The organism is Pandoraea sp. NE5 (genome assembly GCF_024363545.1).
Classification (GTDB): domain Bacteria; phylum Pseudomonadota; class Gammaproteobacteria; order Burkholderiales; family Burkholderiaceae; genus Pandoraea; species Pandoraea cepalis.
The window spans coordinates 608017-622560 of record NZ_AP025517.1 but is presented as its reverse complement, the minus strand read 5'-3'; the positions used below and the strand labels follow the sequence as shown (position 1 = coordinate 622560).

General features: G+C 65.8%; 15 protein-coding genes. 11 read left to right on the top strand and 4 right to left on the bottom strand.

Features of this window, described 5'->3' with window-relative positions:
• Positions 1-41: 41 nt before the first annotated feature.
• The 4 genes from tyrS to PanNE5_RS02880 all read left to right on the top strand — a co-directional run bounded on the left by tyrS (position 42) and on the right by PanNE5_RS02880 (position 3388).
• Positions 42-1286, top strand: coding sequence for a tyrosine--tRNA ligase (tyrS, locus tag PanNE5_RS02895; RefSeq protein WP_017235652.1), 1245 nt, complete (start codon positions 42-44; stop codon positions 1284-1286).
• 52 nt (positions 1287-1338) lie between these two features.
• On the top strand, positions 1339-1806 hold the full coding sequence (gene dtd, locus PanNE5_RS02890) for a D-aminoacyl-tRNA deacylase (RefSeq protein WP_017235653.1): 468 nt from the start codon (positions 1339-1341) through the stop codon (positions 1804-1806).
• 183 nt (positions 1807-1989) lie between these two features.
• Positions 1990-2616 carry a YbhB/YbcL family Raf kinase inhibitor-like protein gene (locus PanNE5_RS02885; RefSeq protein ID WP_017235654.1) on the top strand — a complete coding sequence of 209 codons (627 nt, stop codon included), beginning with the start codon at positions 1990-1992 and terminating at the stop codon, positions 2614-2616.
• Positions 2617-2686: 70 nt separating this feature from the next.
• Positions 2687-3388: a histidine phosphatase family protein gene (locus PanNE5_RS02880; RefSeq protein ID WP_051060347.1), complete on the top strand. Its 702-nt coding sequence runs from the start codon at positions 2687-2689 to the stop codon at positions 3386-3388.
• 103 nt (positions 3389-3491) lie between these two features.
• Here PanNE5_RS02880 and PanNE5_RS02875 read toward each other — a convergent pair whose 3' ends face one another.
• From PanNE5_RS02875 to ruvC, 3 genes are all read right to left on the bottom strand, one after another.
• On the bottom strand, positions 3492-4478 hold the full coding sequence (locus tag PanNE5_RS02875; RefSeq protein ID WP_083902410.1) for an oxygenase MpaB family protein: 987 nt from the start codon (positions 4476-4478) through the stop codon (positions 3492-3494).
• A 36-nt stretch (positions 4479-4514) separates the two neighbouring features.
• Positions 4515-5585, bottom strand: a complete 1071-nt coding sequence (ruvB, locus tag PanNE5_RS02870; protein WP_026132306.1) for a Holliday junction branch migration DNA helicase RuvB — start codon at positions 5583-5585, stop codon at positions 4515-4517.
• Positions 5586-5727: 142 nt separating this feature from the next.
• Positions 5728-6270: a crossover junction endodeoxyribonuclease RuvC gene (gene ruvC / locus PanNE5_RS02865; RefSeq protein WP_017235658.1), complete on the bottom strand. Its 543-nt coding sequence runs from the start codon at positions 6268-6270 to the stop codon at positions 5728-5730.
• A gap of 301 nt (positions 6271-6571) precedes the next feature.
• On the opposite strand from ruvC, the gene PanNE5_RS02860 reads away from it, so the two are divergent.
• The 3 genes from PanNE5_RS02860 (at position 6572) to PanNE5_RS02850 (ending at position 8767) form a co-directional block, all read left to right on the top strand.
• Entirely contained in the window at positions 6572-6988 is a 417-nt protein-coding gene (locus tag PanNE5_RS02860) for a CopD family protein (protein WP_026132307.1), read from the top strand.
• 106 nt (positions 6989-7094) lie between these two features.
• A complete protein-coding gene (locus PanNE5_RS02855; RefSeq protein WP_261939197.1) occupies positions 7095-7715 on the top strand; it encodes a 2-hydroxychromene-2-carboxylate isomerase in 621 nt (206 codons plus the stop codon).
• A gap of 71 nt (positions 7716-7786) precedes the next feature.
• Complete coding sequence (locus PanNE5_RS02850) at positions 7787-8767, top strand: bifunctional glyoxylate/hydroxypyruvate reductase B (protein ID WP_017235661.1); 981 nt, start codon at positions 7787-7789, stop codon at positions 8765-8767.
• Between the two features lie 61 nt (positions 8768-8828).
• On the opposite strand, the gene PanNE5_RS02845 is transcribed toward PanNE5_RS02850, so the two are convergent.
• Positions 8829-9674 carry a MurR/RpiR family transcriptional regulator gene (locus PanNE5_RS02845; RefSeq protein ID WP_017235662.1) on the bottom strand — a complete coding sequence of 282 codons (846 nt, stop codon included), beginning with the start codon at positions 9672-9674 and terminating at the stop codon, positions 8829-8831.
• 301 nt (positions 9675-9975) lie between these two features.
• On the opposite strand from PanNE5_RS02845, the gene edd reads away from it, so the two are divergent.
• From edd to PanNE5_RS02825, 4 genes are all read left to right on the top strand, one after another.
• Positions 9976-11808 (top strand): phosphogluconate dehydratase, encoded by a 1833-nt coding sequence (edd, locus tag PanNE5_RS02840; RefSeq protein WP_039830735.1) that lies wholly within the window; start codon positions 9976-9978, stop codon positions 11806-11808.
• A gap of 36 nt (positions 11809-11844) precedes the next feature.
• Positions 11845-12471: a bifunctional 4-hydroxy-2-oxoglutarate aldolase/2-dehydro-3-deoxy-phosphogluconate aldolase gene (gene eda, locus PanNE5_RS02835; RefSeq protein ID WP_017235664.1), complete on the top strand. Its 627-nt coding sequence runs from the start codon at positions 11845-11847 to the stop codon at positions 12469-12471.
• 104 nt (positions 12472-12575) lie between these two features.
• A complete protein-coding gene (locus tag PanNE5_RS02830) occupies positions 12576-13931 on the top strand; it encodes a GntP family permease (protein WP_017235665.1) in 1356 nt (451 codons plus the stop codon).
• Between the two features lie 70 nt (positions 13932-14001).
• Positions 14002-14535 (top strand): gluconokinase, encoded by a 534-nt coding sequence (locus PanNE5_RS02825; protein WP_017235666.1) that lies wholly within the window; start codon positions 14002-14004, stop codon positions 14533-14535.
• Positions 14536-14544: the final 9 nt, after the last annotated feature.

Below are 14544 nucleotides of genomic sequence, written 5' to 3'. Positions count from 1 at the left end.
CTGCTCAAGGGAAACCCTGAACCAGTCTGGACAATGATGTTATGACAAGTGAACACGCACTCACCTCGGAAAAGAAGTATCCCGTGACCGACGCCGCGCGGGCCGCACTGGCGATCGCCAAGCGCGGTTGCGACGAGCTGCTCGTGGAAGAGGAGTTCCTCCAGAAGCTGGCGCGCAGCGAAGCGACCGGCAAGCCGCTGCGCATCAAGCTGGGACTGGACCCGACGGCGCCCGACATCCACATCGGCCACACCGTGGTGCTCAACAAGATGCGCCAGTTGCAGGATCTGGGGCACACGGTCATCTTCCTGATCGGCGATTTCACGTCGCTGATCGGTGATCCGTCGGGCCGTAACAGCACGCGTCCGCCGCTCACCCGCGAGCAGATCGAGTCGAACGCCAAGACGTATTTCGAGCAGGCCGCGCTGGTGCTCGACCGTAACAAGACCGAAATTCGCTACAACAGCGAATGGTCGATGAAGCTGGGCGCGGACGGCATGATCAAGCTCGCGTCGCGCTACACCATGGCGCGCATGCTCGAGCGCGAGGACTTCACCAAGCGTTTCCAGGGCGGCGTGCCGATCGCCATCCACGAATTCCTGTATCCGCTCATGCAAGGCTACGACTCGGTGGCCCTGGAGTCGGATCTGGAACTCGGCGGGACCGACCAGAAGTTCAACCTGCTCGTGGGCCGCGAATTGCAGAAGCAATACGGCCAGGAGCCGCAGTGCATTCTGACGATGCCGCTGCTCGAAGGGCTGGACGGCGTTGAGAAGATGTCGAAGTCCAAGGCCAATTACGTGGGCATCAGCGAGAAGCCGAGCGAGATGTTCGGCAAGCTCATGAGTATCTCGGACGATCTGATGTGGCGTTACTACGAGCTGCTCTCGTTCCGTACGCTCGACGAGATCGCCCAGTTGCACAAGGACGTCGAAGGCGGGCGCAATCCGCGCGACGTGAAGGTGCTGCTCGCGCAGGAGATCGTGGCGCGCTTCCACTCGCAAGCCGATGCCGAGCGCGCGCTCGAGGATTTCAACGCGCGCGCCAAGGGCGGTGTGCCGGACGACATTCCGGAAGTTTCCCTTGAAGGCGCGCCGCTGGGGATCGCTCAGCTCCTCAAGCAGGCGGGCTTGGTGCCGTCGACGTCGGAAGCCAACCGCAACATCGAGCAGGGCGGCGTGCGGATCGACGGCGAGGCCGTGTCCGACAAGGGCGCGAAGATCGACGCCGGCACCTATGTCGTGCAGGTCGGCAAGCGCCGCTTCGCGCGCGTGACGCTCGCTTGAGCGTCGCCGCCCGATCGCCGCTGATGTGGCGCCTGCAGGCGCGGGTCAGCCGATGATCGCGCTCATCCAGCGGGTGCTCGAAGCCGCCGTGACGGTCGATGGCCGCACGGTGGGCGCCATCGGTCCGGGCCTGCTCGCCCTCGTGTGCGCCGAGCGCGGCGACACCGAAGCGAGCGCGGACAAGCTGCTCGCTAAGCTGCTCGGCTATCGCGTGTTCTCGGACGAGGCGGGCAAGATGAACCGCAGCGTGTCGAGCCTCGACGGCAACGGCGCGGCTGGCGGCTTGCTGCTCGTCTCGCAGTTCACGCTGGCGGCCGACACCCACAGCGGTACCCGGCCGAGCTTCACCCCGGCGGCCAGTCCGGCCGACGGCAAGCGGCTCTTCGATCATTTCGTGACGCAGGCGCGTGCGCGCCATCCGATCGTGGAAACGGGCGAATTCGGCGCTTACATGCGCGTCTCGCTCGTGAACGACGGACCGGTCACGTTCTGGCTTCAGACGCGTCCCGACGCCGGTTGACGTTCGGGGTGGGCGGCGTGTGCTGCCGATACCGCGCGTTATCTGCGCCGCCGGCCGCATCCGCCCAGGGCCTATCCCGAAAATTGCTCGGAATCGTCCGGTTGTGGGGGATGGCCCGCACGCGATTCGCATCGGTGTGATACCGTCGTCGAGTTCCGAAACGACAATGCTTGGGAGAAACCGATGAAAGTCTGGAGTGACTCGTTTGCCGACAATGCGGCGATAGATGAACAGTTCGCCTTCGGCAAACCGGATGCACAGGCGCACGTGGCGCTGTCGCAGAACAAGAATCCCCATTTGGCGTGGTCCGATGCGCCGGCCGGTACCCGTTCGTTTGTCGTGATCTGCACCGATAGCGACGTACCGAGCCAGGGCGACGACGTCAACCAGGAAGGTCGCGAAGTGCCGGCGACGCTGCCGCGCGTCGATTTCTATCATTGGGTGCTCGTGGACGTGCCGGCGTCGGTGTCCGAGATCCCGGCGGCCAGCCATAGCAACCACGTTACGCCGCGCGGCAAGTTCGGCCCGGACGCGCTCGACGGCATGCGTCACGGCGTCAACGACTACACCGCCTGGTTTGCGGGCGACGAGGGCATGCGCGGCGATTACTACGGCTACGATGGCCCGTGCCCGCCGTGGAACGACACGATCGTGCACCACTACCACTTCACCGTGTACGCGCTCGATATCGCCCGTGTGCCGCTCGACGGCCGTTTCGGGGGCGACGACGTGCTCGCGGCGATTCAGCCACACGTGCTTGGGCAGGCGCGCGTGACCGGCACCTACACGCTCAATCCGGCGCTGGCCTGACTGCGCGCCGTTTGCCTCCGCTCGCTTTGACTCACGCCACACGTAACAAGCAATCGCATCGATGACCGGCATGACCACGACCCTGACTTTGATTCGCCACGGTGAGACTGACTGGAACCGCGCCAAACGGATTCAAGGCCACACCGATATCCCGCTCTCGACCGAGGGCGAGCATCAGGCGGTCTTGTTGGGACAGCGTATCGAACGCGAGGTGGCGGCGCGCGGGCGCGTTTTCGACCACGTGCTTACGAGCGATTTGCAGCGAGCGGTGCAGACGGCGGAACCCGTCGCGCGCGCGTGCGGTTTGCCGCTGGTGCGCACCGCGAGTTTGCGGGAGCGTCACTATGGGGTCTTCGAAACCCGTGTGCCGGACGAGATCCAGGCGGAATTTCCGCAAGACTATGCACGCTGGCAGAGCCGCGATCCCGATTTCGTGATTCCCGGCGGCGAGTCCACGCGAGGTTTCTACACGCGTATCACCGAGTCCGTCGCGCAACTGCTGCACGACTATGCGGGCAAGCATCTGGCGCTGGTGGCGCATGGCGGCGTGCTCGATTGCTGCTATCGGCTCGCAACGCGGCTTGCATTGACCGAGCCGCGAGCCTATCCGCTGCTCAATGCGAGCGTGAACCGCCTGGCCTACGATGGCCAGCGCTGGCAAGTGCTGTGTTGGGGGGATGTCGCGCATCTGGACGCCGCCGTGCGAGACGAAAGCAACGACAGGCCGGAGGGCGCTGCCGCCATGGATCGCGTCGATCCGCGCGTGGTGTGACAGGCTGGCCGGTCGGGTCAGCACGTCGGGGCGTGTAAGGCCGCTAAGTCACCTAAGTCCGCTAAGTCTGCCAAATCCGCTAAGGGCCGTGACGCAGACGTGCCTAGCGTTCCAGCGATGACTGCACGACGACAACATCGGGCGTCGCCAATGCGCGACGTCGCGCGCGGTGCGCCACGCTGTTGCGCATCGACCATCGGGCGACCTGCGCCATGTGACGCACTGCGGGCCGCACCGTCAGGCGACGTACCGTCGCCCCTTCCCCGAAGCCGAGCATCGCCTGCGACCAGTCGGGCAGCAAATCGATGCCTGCGCGAAACAACACGCCGCTGAACAGGCGCGCGCCTGTGAACGGCGCGGGCAGATTGCGCAACACACGCACGACTTCGTCGGTGCGCTCGCTCGCGCACAAGGCCGGGCGCATGGCCGCGAGATAGTCGTCGATCTGCGCGACACTCGTCGGCACGTCGCGAGCGCCGAGCGCCACCGCAATGCGCGCGACTTCCGCGTAATAACGATCCTGCTCGCTGCGGGCGAACGCCGGATCCTTGTAGACGAGATAGCTGCGCAGGAAGCTCGACGTCTCGGCCACGTGCACCCACGTCAGCAGATCCGGATCGTACGCGGCGTAGGGGCGCCCGTCGGGGGCGACGCCCTTGACCTGCAGGTGGATGCGTCGCACCCGCTCAAGCAGCGCCTGCGCGTCGGCGGTATTGCCGAACGTCGTGCCGCCGATGAATGTGGCCGTGCGGCGCAGACGGCCGATCACGTCCTGTCGGAAGGTCGAGTGATCCCAGACGCCGGCCATCGCGAGCGGGTGCAACGACTGCATCAGCAGCGCGCTGATGCCGCCGATCATCATCGACGTGAAGTCTCCATGCACATGCCAGCAGGCGGCGTCCGGGCCGAACAGGCCGGGGTCGCCAGCCGGGGTGTCGTAGTTCAGTCGTGGAGCGCCGGGGCCTGAGGTCAGGCTCACCAGCCGCATCGCAATGGCGTGCCGCACACGTCCCGACACGCCCACGACCGGCCCGGCAGGCCGCAAGGGCGTTGCCGGAGGCGGTGTCGGGAGGTCGTCGTGCGAGGACATGCGAGGTTCAGTGTGGCGATGTCAAAGCGGCAGGTTTCACTTGCCGGTGGCGTCGGGCGACCAGAGCGAGCTGCTGTCCGGCGCACTGCCAGGGGCGGCCAGTCCGAAGTGACGATACGCGGCAAGTGTCGCGACGCGCCCGCGAGGTGTGCGTTGCAGGAAGCCCTGCTGGATCAGGTACGGCTCGATCACGTCTTCGATGGTGTCGCGCTCTTCGCCGATGGCGGCGGCGAGGTTGTCCACGCCCACGGGGCCGCCGTCGAACTTGTGGAGCACGGCTTCGAGCAGCTTGCGGTCCATCACGTCGAGGCCGACCGAATCGACGTCGAGCATCGAGAGCGCGGCGTCGGCCACGGCGGCGGTAATGCGCCCGTCGGCCTTCACTTCGGCGTAGTCGCGCACACGCCGCAGCAACCGGTTGGCGATACGCGGCGTGCCGCGCGCGCGACGGGCGATCTCAAAAGCACCGTCGTCGACGATGGCCGCGCCGAGCAGGCCGGCCGAGCGGCGCACGATGCCGGTCAGTTCTTCGGCCGTGTAGAACTCCAGACGCGCCACGATCCCGAAGCGGTCGCGCAACGGATTCGTCAGCATGCCGGCGCGCGTGGTCGCTCCCACGAGCGTGAACGGTTGCAGATCGAGCTTGACGCTGCGTGCCGCAGGGCCTTCACCGATCATAATGTCGATCTGGTAATCCTCGAGCGCCGGATACAGGATTTCCTCGACGACGGGCGAGAGCCGGTGGATTTCGTCGATGAACAGCACGTCGTTGGCTTCGAGATTGGTCAGCAGCGCGGCGAGGTCGCCCGGGCGCTCGAGCACGGGCCCCGACGTCTGGCGCAAATGCACGCCCATTTCGCGGGCGATGATGTGGGCGAGCGTCGTCTTGCCCAGGCCCGGCGGCCCGAACAGCAGCACGTGGTCGAGCGGTTCCGAGCGCTTGCGCGCGGCCTCGATGAAGATCTCCAACTGGCCGCGCACCTTGCGCTGACCGACATATTCGTCGAGCAGCTTGGGACGCAGCGCGCGCTCGAAGGCTTCTTCGTTAGGCGAGGCCGGGGTCGGCGCAATGATGCGCTCGGCGGCGAGTTTGTCGGTTTCGATCATGGCTGCATTGTAGCGCTTCGGACGTCGCTTGCCGGCGTGAGGCAGCACGGTATGCCGCGACGTACGACGATGACCGTGATGGCAACCGCCACGGCAAGCGCACGCGTAAGGGCAACCGCAACCGCAACGGCGGTGGTGCCGCTCAGCCGACCAGACGACCGCGCCGCACGCGCAGGCCCTTGGCCGCAAGGGTCGGGGCGACGCCGGCCAGTGCCGAGTACGTCTCGCCGCTGTGCGCATGGCAGATGGCGACGCCCAGCGCGTCGGCCGCATCCTTGCCGGGGGTTCCGGTGAGCGTGAGCAGACGGGTGACCATCTCCTGGACCTGCTCCTTTCGGGCGCGTCCGTAGCCGACCACCGCTTGCTTGAGCTGCATCGGCGTGTATTCGAAGACCTCGAGCCCGCCGACCGACAGCGCTGTGATCGCCGCGCCGCGCGCTTGTCCAAGCAGAAGCGTGGATTGCGGATTGACGTTGACGAACACCTTCTCGATGGCCGCCTGATCGGGCCGATAGGTGTCGACCAGTTCCGCCACGCTCTCGAAGATGATGCGCAGCCGCGCGGGCAGTGTGCCTTCGCCGGTGCGTATGACGCCGCTCGTCACGTACTGCAGACGGTTGCCGTGCTTTTCGAGCACGCCGAAGCCAGTGACACGCAGCCCGGGGTCGATGCCAAGAATTCTCATGCGGGGGCCAATGATCGGAAAACCGACCGATGCGGGGCGAAGACGCCAATATGGCCCGTATTCTGGCACAGCCGCGCGAGGGCGTCGCTCAAGGTGTGTTTCATCGGGTGAGACGCGATGACGCCGCACCCCAGCGGATGACAACCCGGTGCGCGCTAACGCCGCGGGCCGCGTCGCGTCGATTTGTCGCGGTGCCCGAGCCTGAATGCGCGGGACGTTGCCCTTCGCGGCGCGACGGATTGTTGTACATTGTTTGCTGTTCAAAATATTCGACGGCCTGCGTGCGGGCCGCCCGTCCCCGATGCTCTGGATCAAAGCGCTCCATATCGTTTTCGTCGCCTCGTGGTTCGCCGGCCTGTTCTACCTGCCGCGCATCTTCGTCAACCTCGCGATGGAGAGCGATCCCGCTGCCACGCAGCGCCTGCTGCTCATGGCCCGCAAGCTCTATCGCTTCATGACGATACTGGCGGTGCCCGCGCTCGCTTTCGGACTGATCCTCTGGCTGTACTACGGGATCGGACGCTACGGCGGCTGGTTGCACGCCAAGCTGCTCATCGTGGTGTTGCTGCTGGGGTACCACCATGCGTGCGGCCGTCTGCTGCGCAAATTCGAAACCGGTCGCAACACACATTCGCATCGCTGGTATCGCTATTTCAACGAATTTCCGGTGCTGGCGCTGCTCGCGGCGGTGATCCTCGTGGTCGTCAAGCCGTTCTGACGCGCCGGATCATTTTTCACCCACGTCGTCGCACATCGCCAGCACTGGCCACCGCACCATCGCGCGCCCACCCGCGCCCACCACCAATACCCGAGAGGAGTCTGCCGTGAGTCTGACCTGCGATTATTTCGTGGCGCCGCCGTCGCCCTATGTCTACATGGGGCAGGCCCGCTTTGTCGAACTGGCACGTCGCTACGACGTGCAGATCCAGTTGAAGCCGATGGATATCGGGCGCATCTTCGCCGGCTCGGGCGGCCTGCCGCTGGCCAAGCGTGCGCCGCAGCGCCAAGCGTATCGTCTGGTCGAGCTGGCGCGCTGGTCCCGCTATCTCGGCGTGCCACTCAACCTGGAACCGAAGTACTTTCCGGTGGCGGGCGATCCGGCGGCGCGTTTGATCGTCGCCGCGCAGCTCGCGCATGGCACGGACAAGGCGCTCGCGCTGACGGCGGCCATTTCGACGGCGCTGTGGGCCGAGGAGCGCAACATCGCCGACGAGGCAACGTTGCAGGCGATCGCCGACAGCCTGTCGCTCGACGGCGCATCGCTGCTCGCGGCGTCGAAGACGGCCGGCGTGCAGGCGGCCTACGACGCCAACACCGACGACGCCGAACGCGCCGGCGTCTTCGGCGCGCCGTGGTTCGTGTTCGACGGCCAGCCCTACTGGGGCCAGGACCGCCTCGATTTTCTCGAACGGGCTTTTGCCGACGCTCAGGGCACTCGGCGCTGATCCGGCATACCGAACGTGTCGTCCGGTGCCCGCGGGTGCGGGTAGCGGCAACCTCCCAAGGAGTGAAGAGGATGAGTCTTCCGGAAGTGGTGCTGTACAAGAGCGTGCCGCCAGATGTGCGCGCGCGGTTGGCCGAAACCTTTACGCTGACGGAATTCGACGGGGTGAACGACGGCAATCGCGCGGCATTCCTGGCGGCGTTGGGCCGCGCCGAGGGCGCCATCGGCGGGGGCATGAACGTCACGCCCGCATTGCTGGACGCCGCACCCAGGCTCAAGGCCTGGGCCACCATTTCCGTGGGCTACGATCAATTCGACGTGGCCGATCTCACGCGTCGCGGCATCGTGCTGATGAATACCCCCGATGTGCTGACGGAAACCACGGCGGATACCGTCTTCGCCCTGATTCTGTCGAGTGCCCGGCGCGTCGTCGAACTGGCCGAACTGGTGAAGTCGGGCGGTTGGACGGCGAGTCTCGACGAGGCACATTTCGGTACCGACGTGCAAGGCAAGACGCTTGGCATCGTCGGCATGGGCCGCATCGGCGGCGCGGTCGCGCGTCGTGCCGCGCTCGGCTTCGGCATGAAGGTGTTGTACAGCAACCGTTCGCGCAACGAGGCTGCGGAGCAGGCCTACGGCGCTCGGCACCGGGCACTTCCGGCGTTGCTGGCCGAAGCCGACTTTGTCGTGACGCTCGTACCGCTATCGCCGGCGACGGAACGGTTGATCGGAGCGAACGAATTCGCGCAGATGAAGCCGGGCGCCATTTTCATCAACGCGGCGCGCGGCAAGGTGATCGACGAGGCGGCGCTGATCGATGCGCTGGCGTCGGGCCATCTGCGTGGGGCGGGCCTCGACGTGTTCGAGCGCGAGCCGGTGTCGGTCGATTCGCCGCTGCTGAAGATGAAGCAAGTGGTCGCGCTGCCGCATATCGGTTCGGCAACACACGAGACGCGCCATGCCATGGCCGCGTGCGCGGCGGACAACCTCGTTGCTGCGCTGACCGGCAAGCCATTACAGAACGCCGTCAATCCGCAGGCACAGCAGCGCTGAGCGCGGCATAGGCGCTGACCTTAAGCGATGCGAAATGACGAGGGTGAGGCGATAGCCGTGGCTATCGCCCTTCGTTCGTCGTCCGGCGGCGATTGATGACTTCCTTCGCGCGGGCGAGTTGGGCGGGCAGGCGATCGCCCAGGCGCAGCGCCATGCCCACGGCGAGCACGTCGCCAATGGCGAGATGCGCGATACGCGAGGTCAGTGGCGAGTAGACGTCGGTGTCTTCGTCGACATCGGCGAAGAGCGCGACGCTCGCCTGCCGCGCCAGTGGCGAGTTGCTGTGCGTGATTGCAATCACGCTCGCGCCCGCCGTTCGCGCCAACTGGACGGCTTCAAGCAGATCCTGCGTGCGCCCGGTGTTGGAGATCGCCACCACCACATCCCCCTGTCGCAGCAGCGCGGCCGACATCCCATAGACATGCGGGTCGCTATATGCCACGGCGGGCACCCCGAGCCGGAAGAACTTGTGCTGCATGTCCTGTGCGGCAATCCCCGACGCCCCCGCGCCATAGAACTCAATGCGTCGTGCCCCGGCAAGCAGCTCGATGGCTTGCCCGATACTGTCGGGCGAGAGATTGTTGCGAACCTGCATGAGACTGCCGATGGTGCGGTCGAGCACCTTGCTGGCGATGCCCGGCACCGGTTCGTCGGGGCGGACGTCGCGGTGTACGAACGGCACCCCTTGCGCGATGCCCTGCGCCAGCCGGATCTTGAATTCTCGATAGCCACTGCAACCCACCGCCTGACAGAACCGGGCGATCGTGGGTTGGCTGACGCTGGCGCGTTCGGCGAGTTCGTTCATCGACAGATCGACGACTTCGCGCGGCGCATCCAGCACATAGGTCGCGAGCTTGCGCTCGGACGGGCGCAATTGGGTCAGCGTGGCTTTGATTCGGTTCAGCATGGCAGGCGTCGACAAAAGCAGGCGCCCACTATAGCACCCGCAGGTCCCGGCGCCGTAGCGCGGGCGCGGATCGGCACGTGTGCAAGTTGCGGTGTGAATGTACAAAAACTACAGGAAATCATCATTTCATATTGTGGTGTGATGTTTCTTGATACGGTAAAATGCGACATAACTGTCGGATAATACTAGGGACAAGCCCGGATGCCGATGTCTTTCGATTGATGCGATGTAGAATTTCTACTAAACTCCGCTCCGAATCGCACCTACCCTGGGTGCGTCGCAATTTCCGTTCCCCGGCATGATGTCTGAGCAAAAGAAGCCCCTGCACCCGACCGTAATGGCCGTCACGGCGCGCATTGCCGCGCGCAGCCGCGACACGCGTGCGGCGTATCTGGCCCGCATCGACGCCAGCGCCGGACGCTTCCCGCAGCGCGGCGCGCTGTCCTGTGCCAATCTGGCGCACGGATTCGCCGCCATGCCGGCCAATGACAAGCTCGTCCTGCGCGAACAGCGTCGTCCGAACGTCGGCGTCGTCACGGCTTACAACGACATGCTCTCGGCACATCAGCCGTATGAGTCGTATCCGGCGCGTTTGCGCGAAGCCGCGCGCAAGCTCGGCGCCACGGTGCAGGTCGCGGGCGGAGTGCCGGCGATGTGCGACGGCGTCACGCAAGGTAACGCGGGCATGGAGCTATCGTTGTTCTCGCGCGAGATCATCGCCATGAGCACGGCGGTCGCGCTCTCGCACAACATGTTCGATGCCGCGCTGATGCTCGGAGTTTGCGACAAGATCGTGCCGGGTCTCGTGATCGGTGCCCTGCAATTCGGTCATCTGCCGACGATTTTCGTGCCGGCTGGTCCGATGGCGAGCGGCTTGTCGAATGACGAGAAGGCAAAGATCCGCCAGGCGTATGCCACGGGCAAGGTCGGCCGTGACGCGCTGCTCGAAGCCGAGTCGCAGGCCTATCACGGCGCAGGCACCTGCACGTTCTACGGCACCGCCAACAGCAATCAGCTCCTGATGGAAATCATGGGCCTGCACCTGCCGGGCGCGGCCTTCGTGCATCCGCACATGCCGCTTCGCGACGCACTGACCGACGCCGCCCTCGCGCGCGTGCTGGCCATCGGCGCCGACACGCCCGACTACACCCCGATCGGCCATGTGGTCGACGAGCGTGCCGTCGTCAACGGCATCGTCGGCCTGCTGGCCACGGGCGGTTCCACCAATCACACGCTCCATCTGGTGGCGATGGCCCGCGCGGCGGGCGTCATCATCGATTGGGACGATTTCGACGCGTTGTCGGCCGTGGTGCCGCTCATGGCGCGGGTCTATCCGAACGGCAAGGCCGACGTGAATCATTTCCACGCGGCGGGTGGCATGGGCTTCCTGATCGGCGAGTTGCTCGACGCGGGCCTGCTGCACGACGACGTCAAGACCGTGGCCGGTCCGGGCCTCGCGCGCTACCGCGCCGAGCCGTGGCTGTCGCCCGATGGACTGGCGTGGCGCGCCGGTAGCGCCTACAGTGGTGATCGTGACGTCCTGCGCGGCCACGCCGAACCGTTCGCCCCCGATGGCGGATTGCGGCTCATGCACGGCAATCTGGGACGCGGCGTCATCAAGGTGTCGGCGGTCAAGCCGGAACATCGGCGCGTGGCCGCAACGGCACGCGTATTTGCGTCGCAGGAAGCGGTTCAGACCGCGTTCGACGCCGGTGAATTGCGTCGCGACGTGGTCGTGGTGCTGCGTGGCCAGGGGCCGCGCGCCAATGGCATGCCCGAGCTGCACCGTCTCACCCCGCTGCTCGGTGTTTTGCAGGACGAAGGGTTTGCGGTGGCACTCGTGACCGATGGTCGGATGTCCGGCGCCTCGGGCAAGGTGCCCGCCGTGATTCACGTGTCGCCCGAAGCATCGGGCGGCGGCCCGCTGGCACGGGTGCGCGACGGCGATCTGATCGTGCTCGACGCGAACGCCGGCATGCTGCACGCCGAGGTGGCCCCGCAGGTATGGGAGGCGCGTGAGATGGCAGAGGTGCCGGTCTCGGGCGACGACACCGGGCGTCTGCTCTTCGGTCACATGCGCGCGGCGGTGGGCGCGGCTGAAGCCGGCGCGTCCGTGTTCTTCGGTTCTGAGTGACGTGCCGGTCACGTCGCTGCATTCAAGGAAAACGTAATGGACATCAATGACATCGTTCGTGCCGGCCCCGTGGTTCCGGTGCTCCAGTTCGACAGCGTCGAGCAGGGCGAGCAGGTCTCGCGCGCGCTGCTCGCGGGCGGCGTGCGGGTCCTCGAAATCACGCTGCGCACCCCGGCCGCGATGGACGTCATTCGCCATGTGGCGGGGCTGTCCGACGAACTGATTGTCGGCGTGGGCACGCTCACACGCCCGGAAGAAATGGCGCAGGCCGTGGCGGCCGGCGCGCGCTTCGGCGTCTCGCCGGGCTACACGAGCGCGCTGGGCGCAGCGGCCAAGGCAGCAGGTCTGCCGTTGCTGCCGGGCGTGGTGACGCCGTCCGACATTCTCGCGGCGCTCGCCGATGGCTACGACACGGTGAAGTTCTTCCCGGCCGAACCGTCGGGGGGCGTGCCGATGCTCAAGGCCCTTTACGGGCCGTTCCGGCACGTGCGTTTCTGCCCGACGGGCGGTATCAGCGCCGAGTCGGCGCCGTCGTATCTCGCGCAACCCAATGTGGTGTGCGTGGGGGGATCGTGGCTCACCCCCAAGGCGCTCGTGGACGCGCAGGACTGGGACGGCATTACGCGTCTCGCGCGAGCGGCGACTGCCTTGCCGCGCCGCTAGGCAACACCGGTTTCATCGAAGCAACGCATCACATCCCACAATTCCAATAATCGGGCGCAAGCCCTTCGGGCATTCGCCCATCTAGCCAAACGAGGAGACCCCCCATGGTCGCGGTGCAAGGCAACTTGCTGCTGGTGTACGCGCTAGTCGCGGTAATCGCGCTGATTCTGCTGATCGCGCGTTTCAAACTGAATCCGTTCATCACGCTGATCGTCGTCTCGCTCGTGCTCGGGCTGGCGGTGGGTATGCCGATGGGGGGAATCGTCAAGGCGTTCGAGACAGGCGTGGGCAACACGCTGGGGCACATTGCGCTGGTGGTGGGGCTTGGCACGATGCTCGGCAAGATGATGGCCGAGTCGGGCGGGGCCGAGCGCATTGCGCGCACGCTCATCGGCGCTTTCGGTGAGAAGAACGTGCACTGGGCGATGGTCGTGATCGCGTTCATCGTCGGTCTGCCGGTGTTCTTCGAAGTCGGTTTCGTGCTGCTGATTCCGATTGCGTTCAACGTCGCCAAGCGGACCGGTACGTCGATGGTGCTCGTGGGCATTCCGATGGTGGCGGGCCTGTCGGTCGTGCACGGCCTGATTCCGCCGCACCCGGCCGCGTTGCTCGCCGTGACCGCCTACAACGCGGACATCGGTCACACCATCATGTACGCGCTGATCGTCGGCATTCCGACGGCGGCCATTGCCGGCCCGCTGTTCGCAAAGCTCATGGCGCGCCACGTGGTGCCCAATCCGGACAATCCGCTGCTCTCGCAGTTCGTCGAAAAGGACCGTGCGCTGAACGAACTGCCGGGCTTCGGCATCACGCTGTTCACGATCCTGCTGCCGGTGATCCTGATGCTCATCGGTAGCTGGGCCGACCTGTTCTTCGCGCCGAAGACGTTTGCCAACGAATTTCTGCGCCTGATCGGCAACTCGGTGATGGCGTTGCTGATCGCCACGCTCGTGAGCTTCTTCACGTTTGGCAAGCAGCGCGGTTTCAATCGCGACCACATCCTGAAGTTCACCAACGAGTGTCTGGCGCCGATCGCCACGATTACGCTGGTGGTGGGAGCGGGTGGCGGTTTCGGGCGTATCCTGATGGACAGCGGCGTGTCGAAGGCGATCGTCGATGTCGCGACGAACGCCCACCTCTCGCCGCTGCTGTTGGGCTGGCTGGTGGCGGTGCTGATTCGTATCGCGACGGGCTCGGCCACGGTGGCCATGACCACGGCGTGCGGCATCGTCGCACCGATCGCGGCGGCCGCCGGTGCCACCGTGAAACCGGAATTGATGGTGCTGGCCACGGGCGCGGGCTCGCTGATCCTGTCGCACGTCAACGACGGCGGCTTCTGGCTGGTCAAGGAATATTTCAACATGACCGTGCCGCAGACCTTCAAGACCTGGACGGTGTGCGAGACGATCATTTCGGTTGTGGCGTTGCTGCTGACGCTCGGCCTCGCCACGGTGGTGTGAGGTAGCGATGCAGGGCGTGCAACAGCGTCAATACGCTGACGCGAGTCAGCCGGTTACAAGGAGGCGAGCCATGATCGTCGTGGTAATGGGCGTATCGGGCAGCGGCAAGAGCACGGTCGGGCAACGACTTGCCGAGCGTCTGGGCTGCGGGTTTTCCGACGCGGATTCGTTTCACAGCGCCGCGAACATCGAAAAGATGCGGCGCGGTGAGGCGCTTAACGACAACGACCGCGCCCCGTGGCTGGCGGCGATTCGCGAGGCGATCGTCGCGCGCCGCGTGGCGGGGCGTCACCACGTGTTCGCGTGTTCGGCGTTGCGCTCGCGCTATCGCGACGTGCTGGGCGAGCACGACGGCGACGTCGTGTTCGTCTACCTGAAGGGGGCCCCCGAGGTGATCGGCGAGCGCCTGGCGTCGCGTGGCGGGCACTTCTTCGACCCGGCGCTGTTGCAAAGCCAGTTCGACACGCTCGAAGAACCGCGCGACGCGTTGGTGATCGACATCCGCGAGTCGCCCGACGCCATCGTCGAGACGCTGTTGCACAAACTCGCCGCCTGCCCCGGTGGCGCGGCGCTGACGCCGGCCGGGTCGGCGCGCGTACAATAGCGGTTTATT

What these genes read in the sequence shown, in the direction of transcription:
- tyrS (WP_017235652.1), top strand. Translation starts at nt 42, where the DNA reads ATGACAAGTGAACACGCACTCACCTCGGAAAAGAAGTATCCCGTGACC.
- dtd (WP_017235653.1), top strand. Translation starts at nt 1,339, where the DNA reads ATGATCGCGCTCATCCAGCGGGTGCTCGAAGCCGCCGTGACGGTCGAT.
- PanNE5_RS02885 (WP_017235654.1), top strand. Translation starts at nt 1,990, where the DNA reads ATGAAAGTCTGGAGTGACTCGTTTGCCGACAATGCGGCGATAGATGAA.
- PanNE5_RS02880 (WP_051060347.1), top strand. Translation starts at nt 2,687, where the DNA reads ATGACCACGACCCTGACTTTGATTCGCCACGGTGAGACTGACTGGAAC.
- PanNE5_RS02875 (WP_083902410.1), bottom strand. Translation starts at nt 4,478, where the DNA reads ATGTCCTCGCACGACGACCTCCCGACACCGCCTCCGGCAACGCCCTTG.
- ruvB (WP_026132306.1), bottom strand. Translation starts at nt 5,585, where the DNA reads ATGATCGAAACCGACAAACTCGCCGCCGAGCGCATCATTGCGCCGACC.
- ruvC (WP_017235658.1), bottom strand. Translation starts at nt 6,270, where the DNA reads ATGAGAATTCTTGGCATCGACCCCGGGCTGCGTGTCACTGGCTTCGGC.
- PanNE5_RS02860 (WP_026132307.1), top strand. Translation starts at nt 6,572, where the DNA reads ATGCTCTGGATCAAAGCGCTCCATATCGTTTTCGTCGCCTCGTGGTTC.
- PanNE5_RS02850 (WP_017235661.1), top strand. Translation starts at nt 7,787, where the DNA reads ATGAGTCTTCCGGAAGTGGTGCTGTACAAGAGCGTGCCGCCAGATGTG.
- PanNE5_RS02845 (WP_017235662.1), bottom strand. Translation starts at nt 9,674, where the DNA reads ATGCTGAACCGAATCAAAGCCACGCTGACCCAATTGCGCCCGTCCGAG.
- edd (WP_039830735.1), top strand. Translation starts at nt 9,976, where the DNA reads ATGTCTGAGCAAAAGAAGCCCCTGCACCCGACCGTAATGGCCGTCACG.
- eda (WP_017235664.1), top strand. Translation starts at nt 11,845, where the DNA reads ATGGACATCAATGACATCGTTCGTGCCGGCCCCGTGGTTCCGGTGCTC.
- PanNE5_RS02830 (WP_017235665.1), top strand. Translation starts at nt 12,576, where the DNA reads ATGGTCGCGGTGCAAGGCAACTTGCTGCTGGTGTACGCGCTAGTCGCG.
- PanNE5_RS02825 (WP_017235666.1), top strand. Translation starts at nt 14,002, where the DNA reads ATGATCGTCGTGGTAATGGGCGTATCGGGCAGCGGCAAGAGCACGGTC.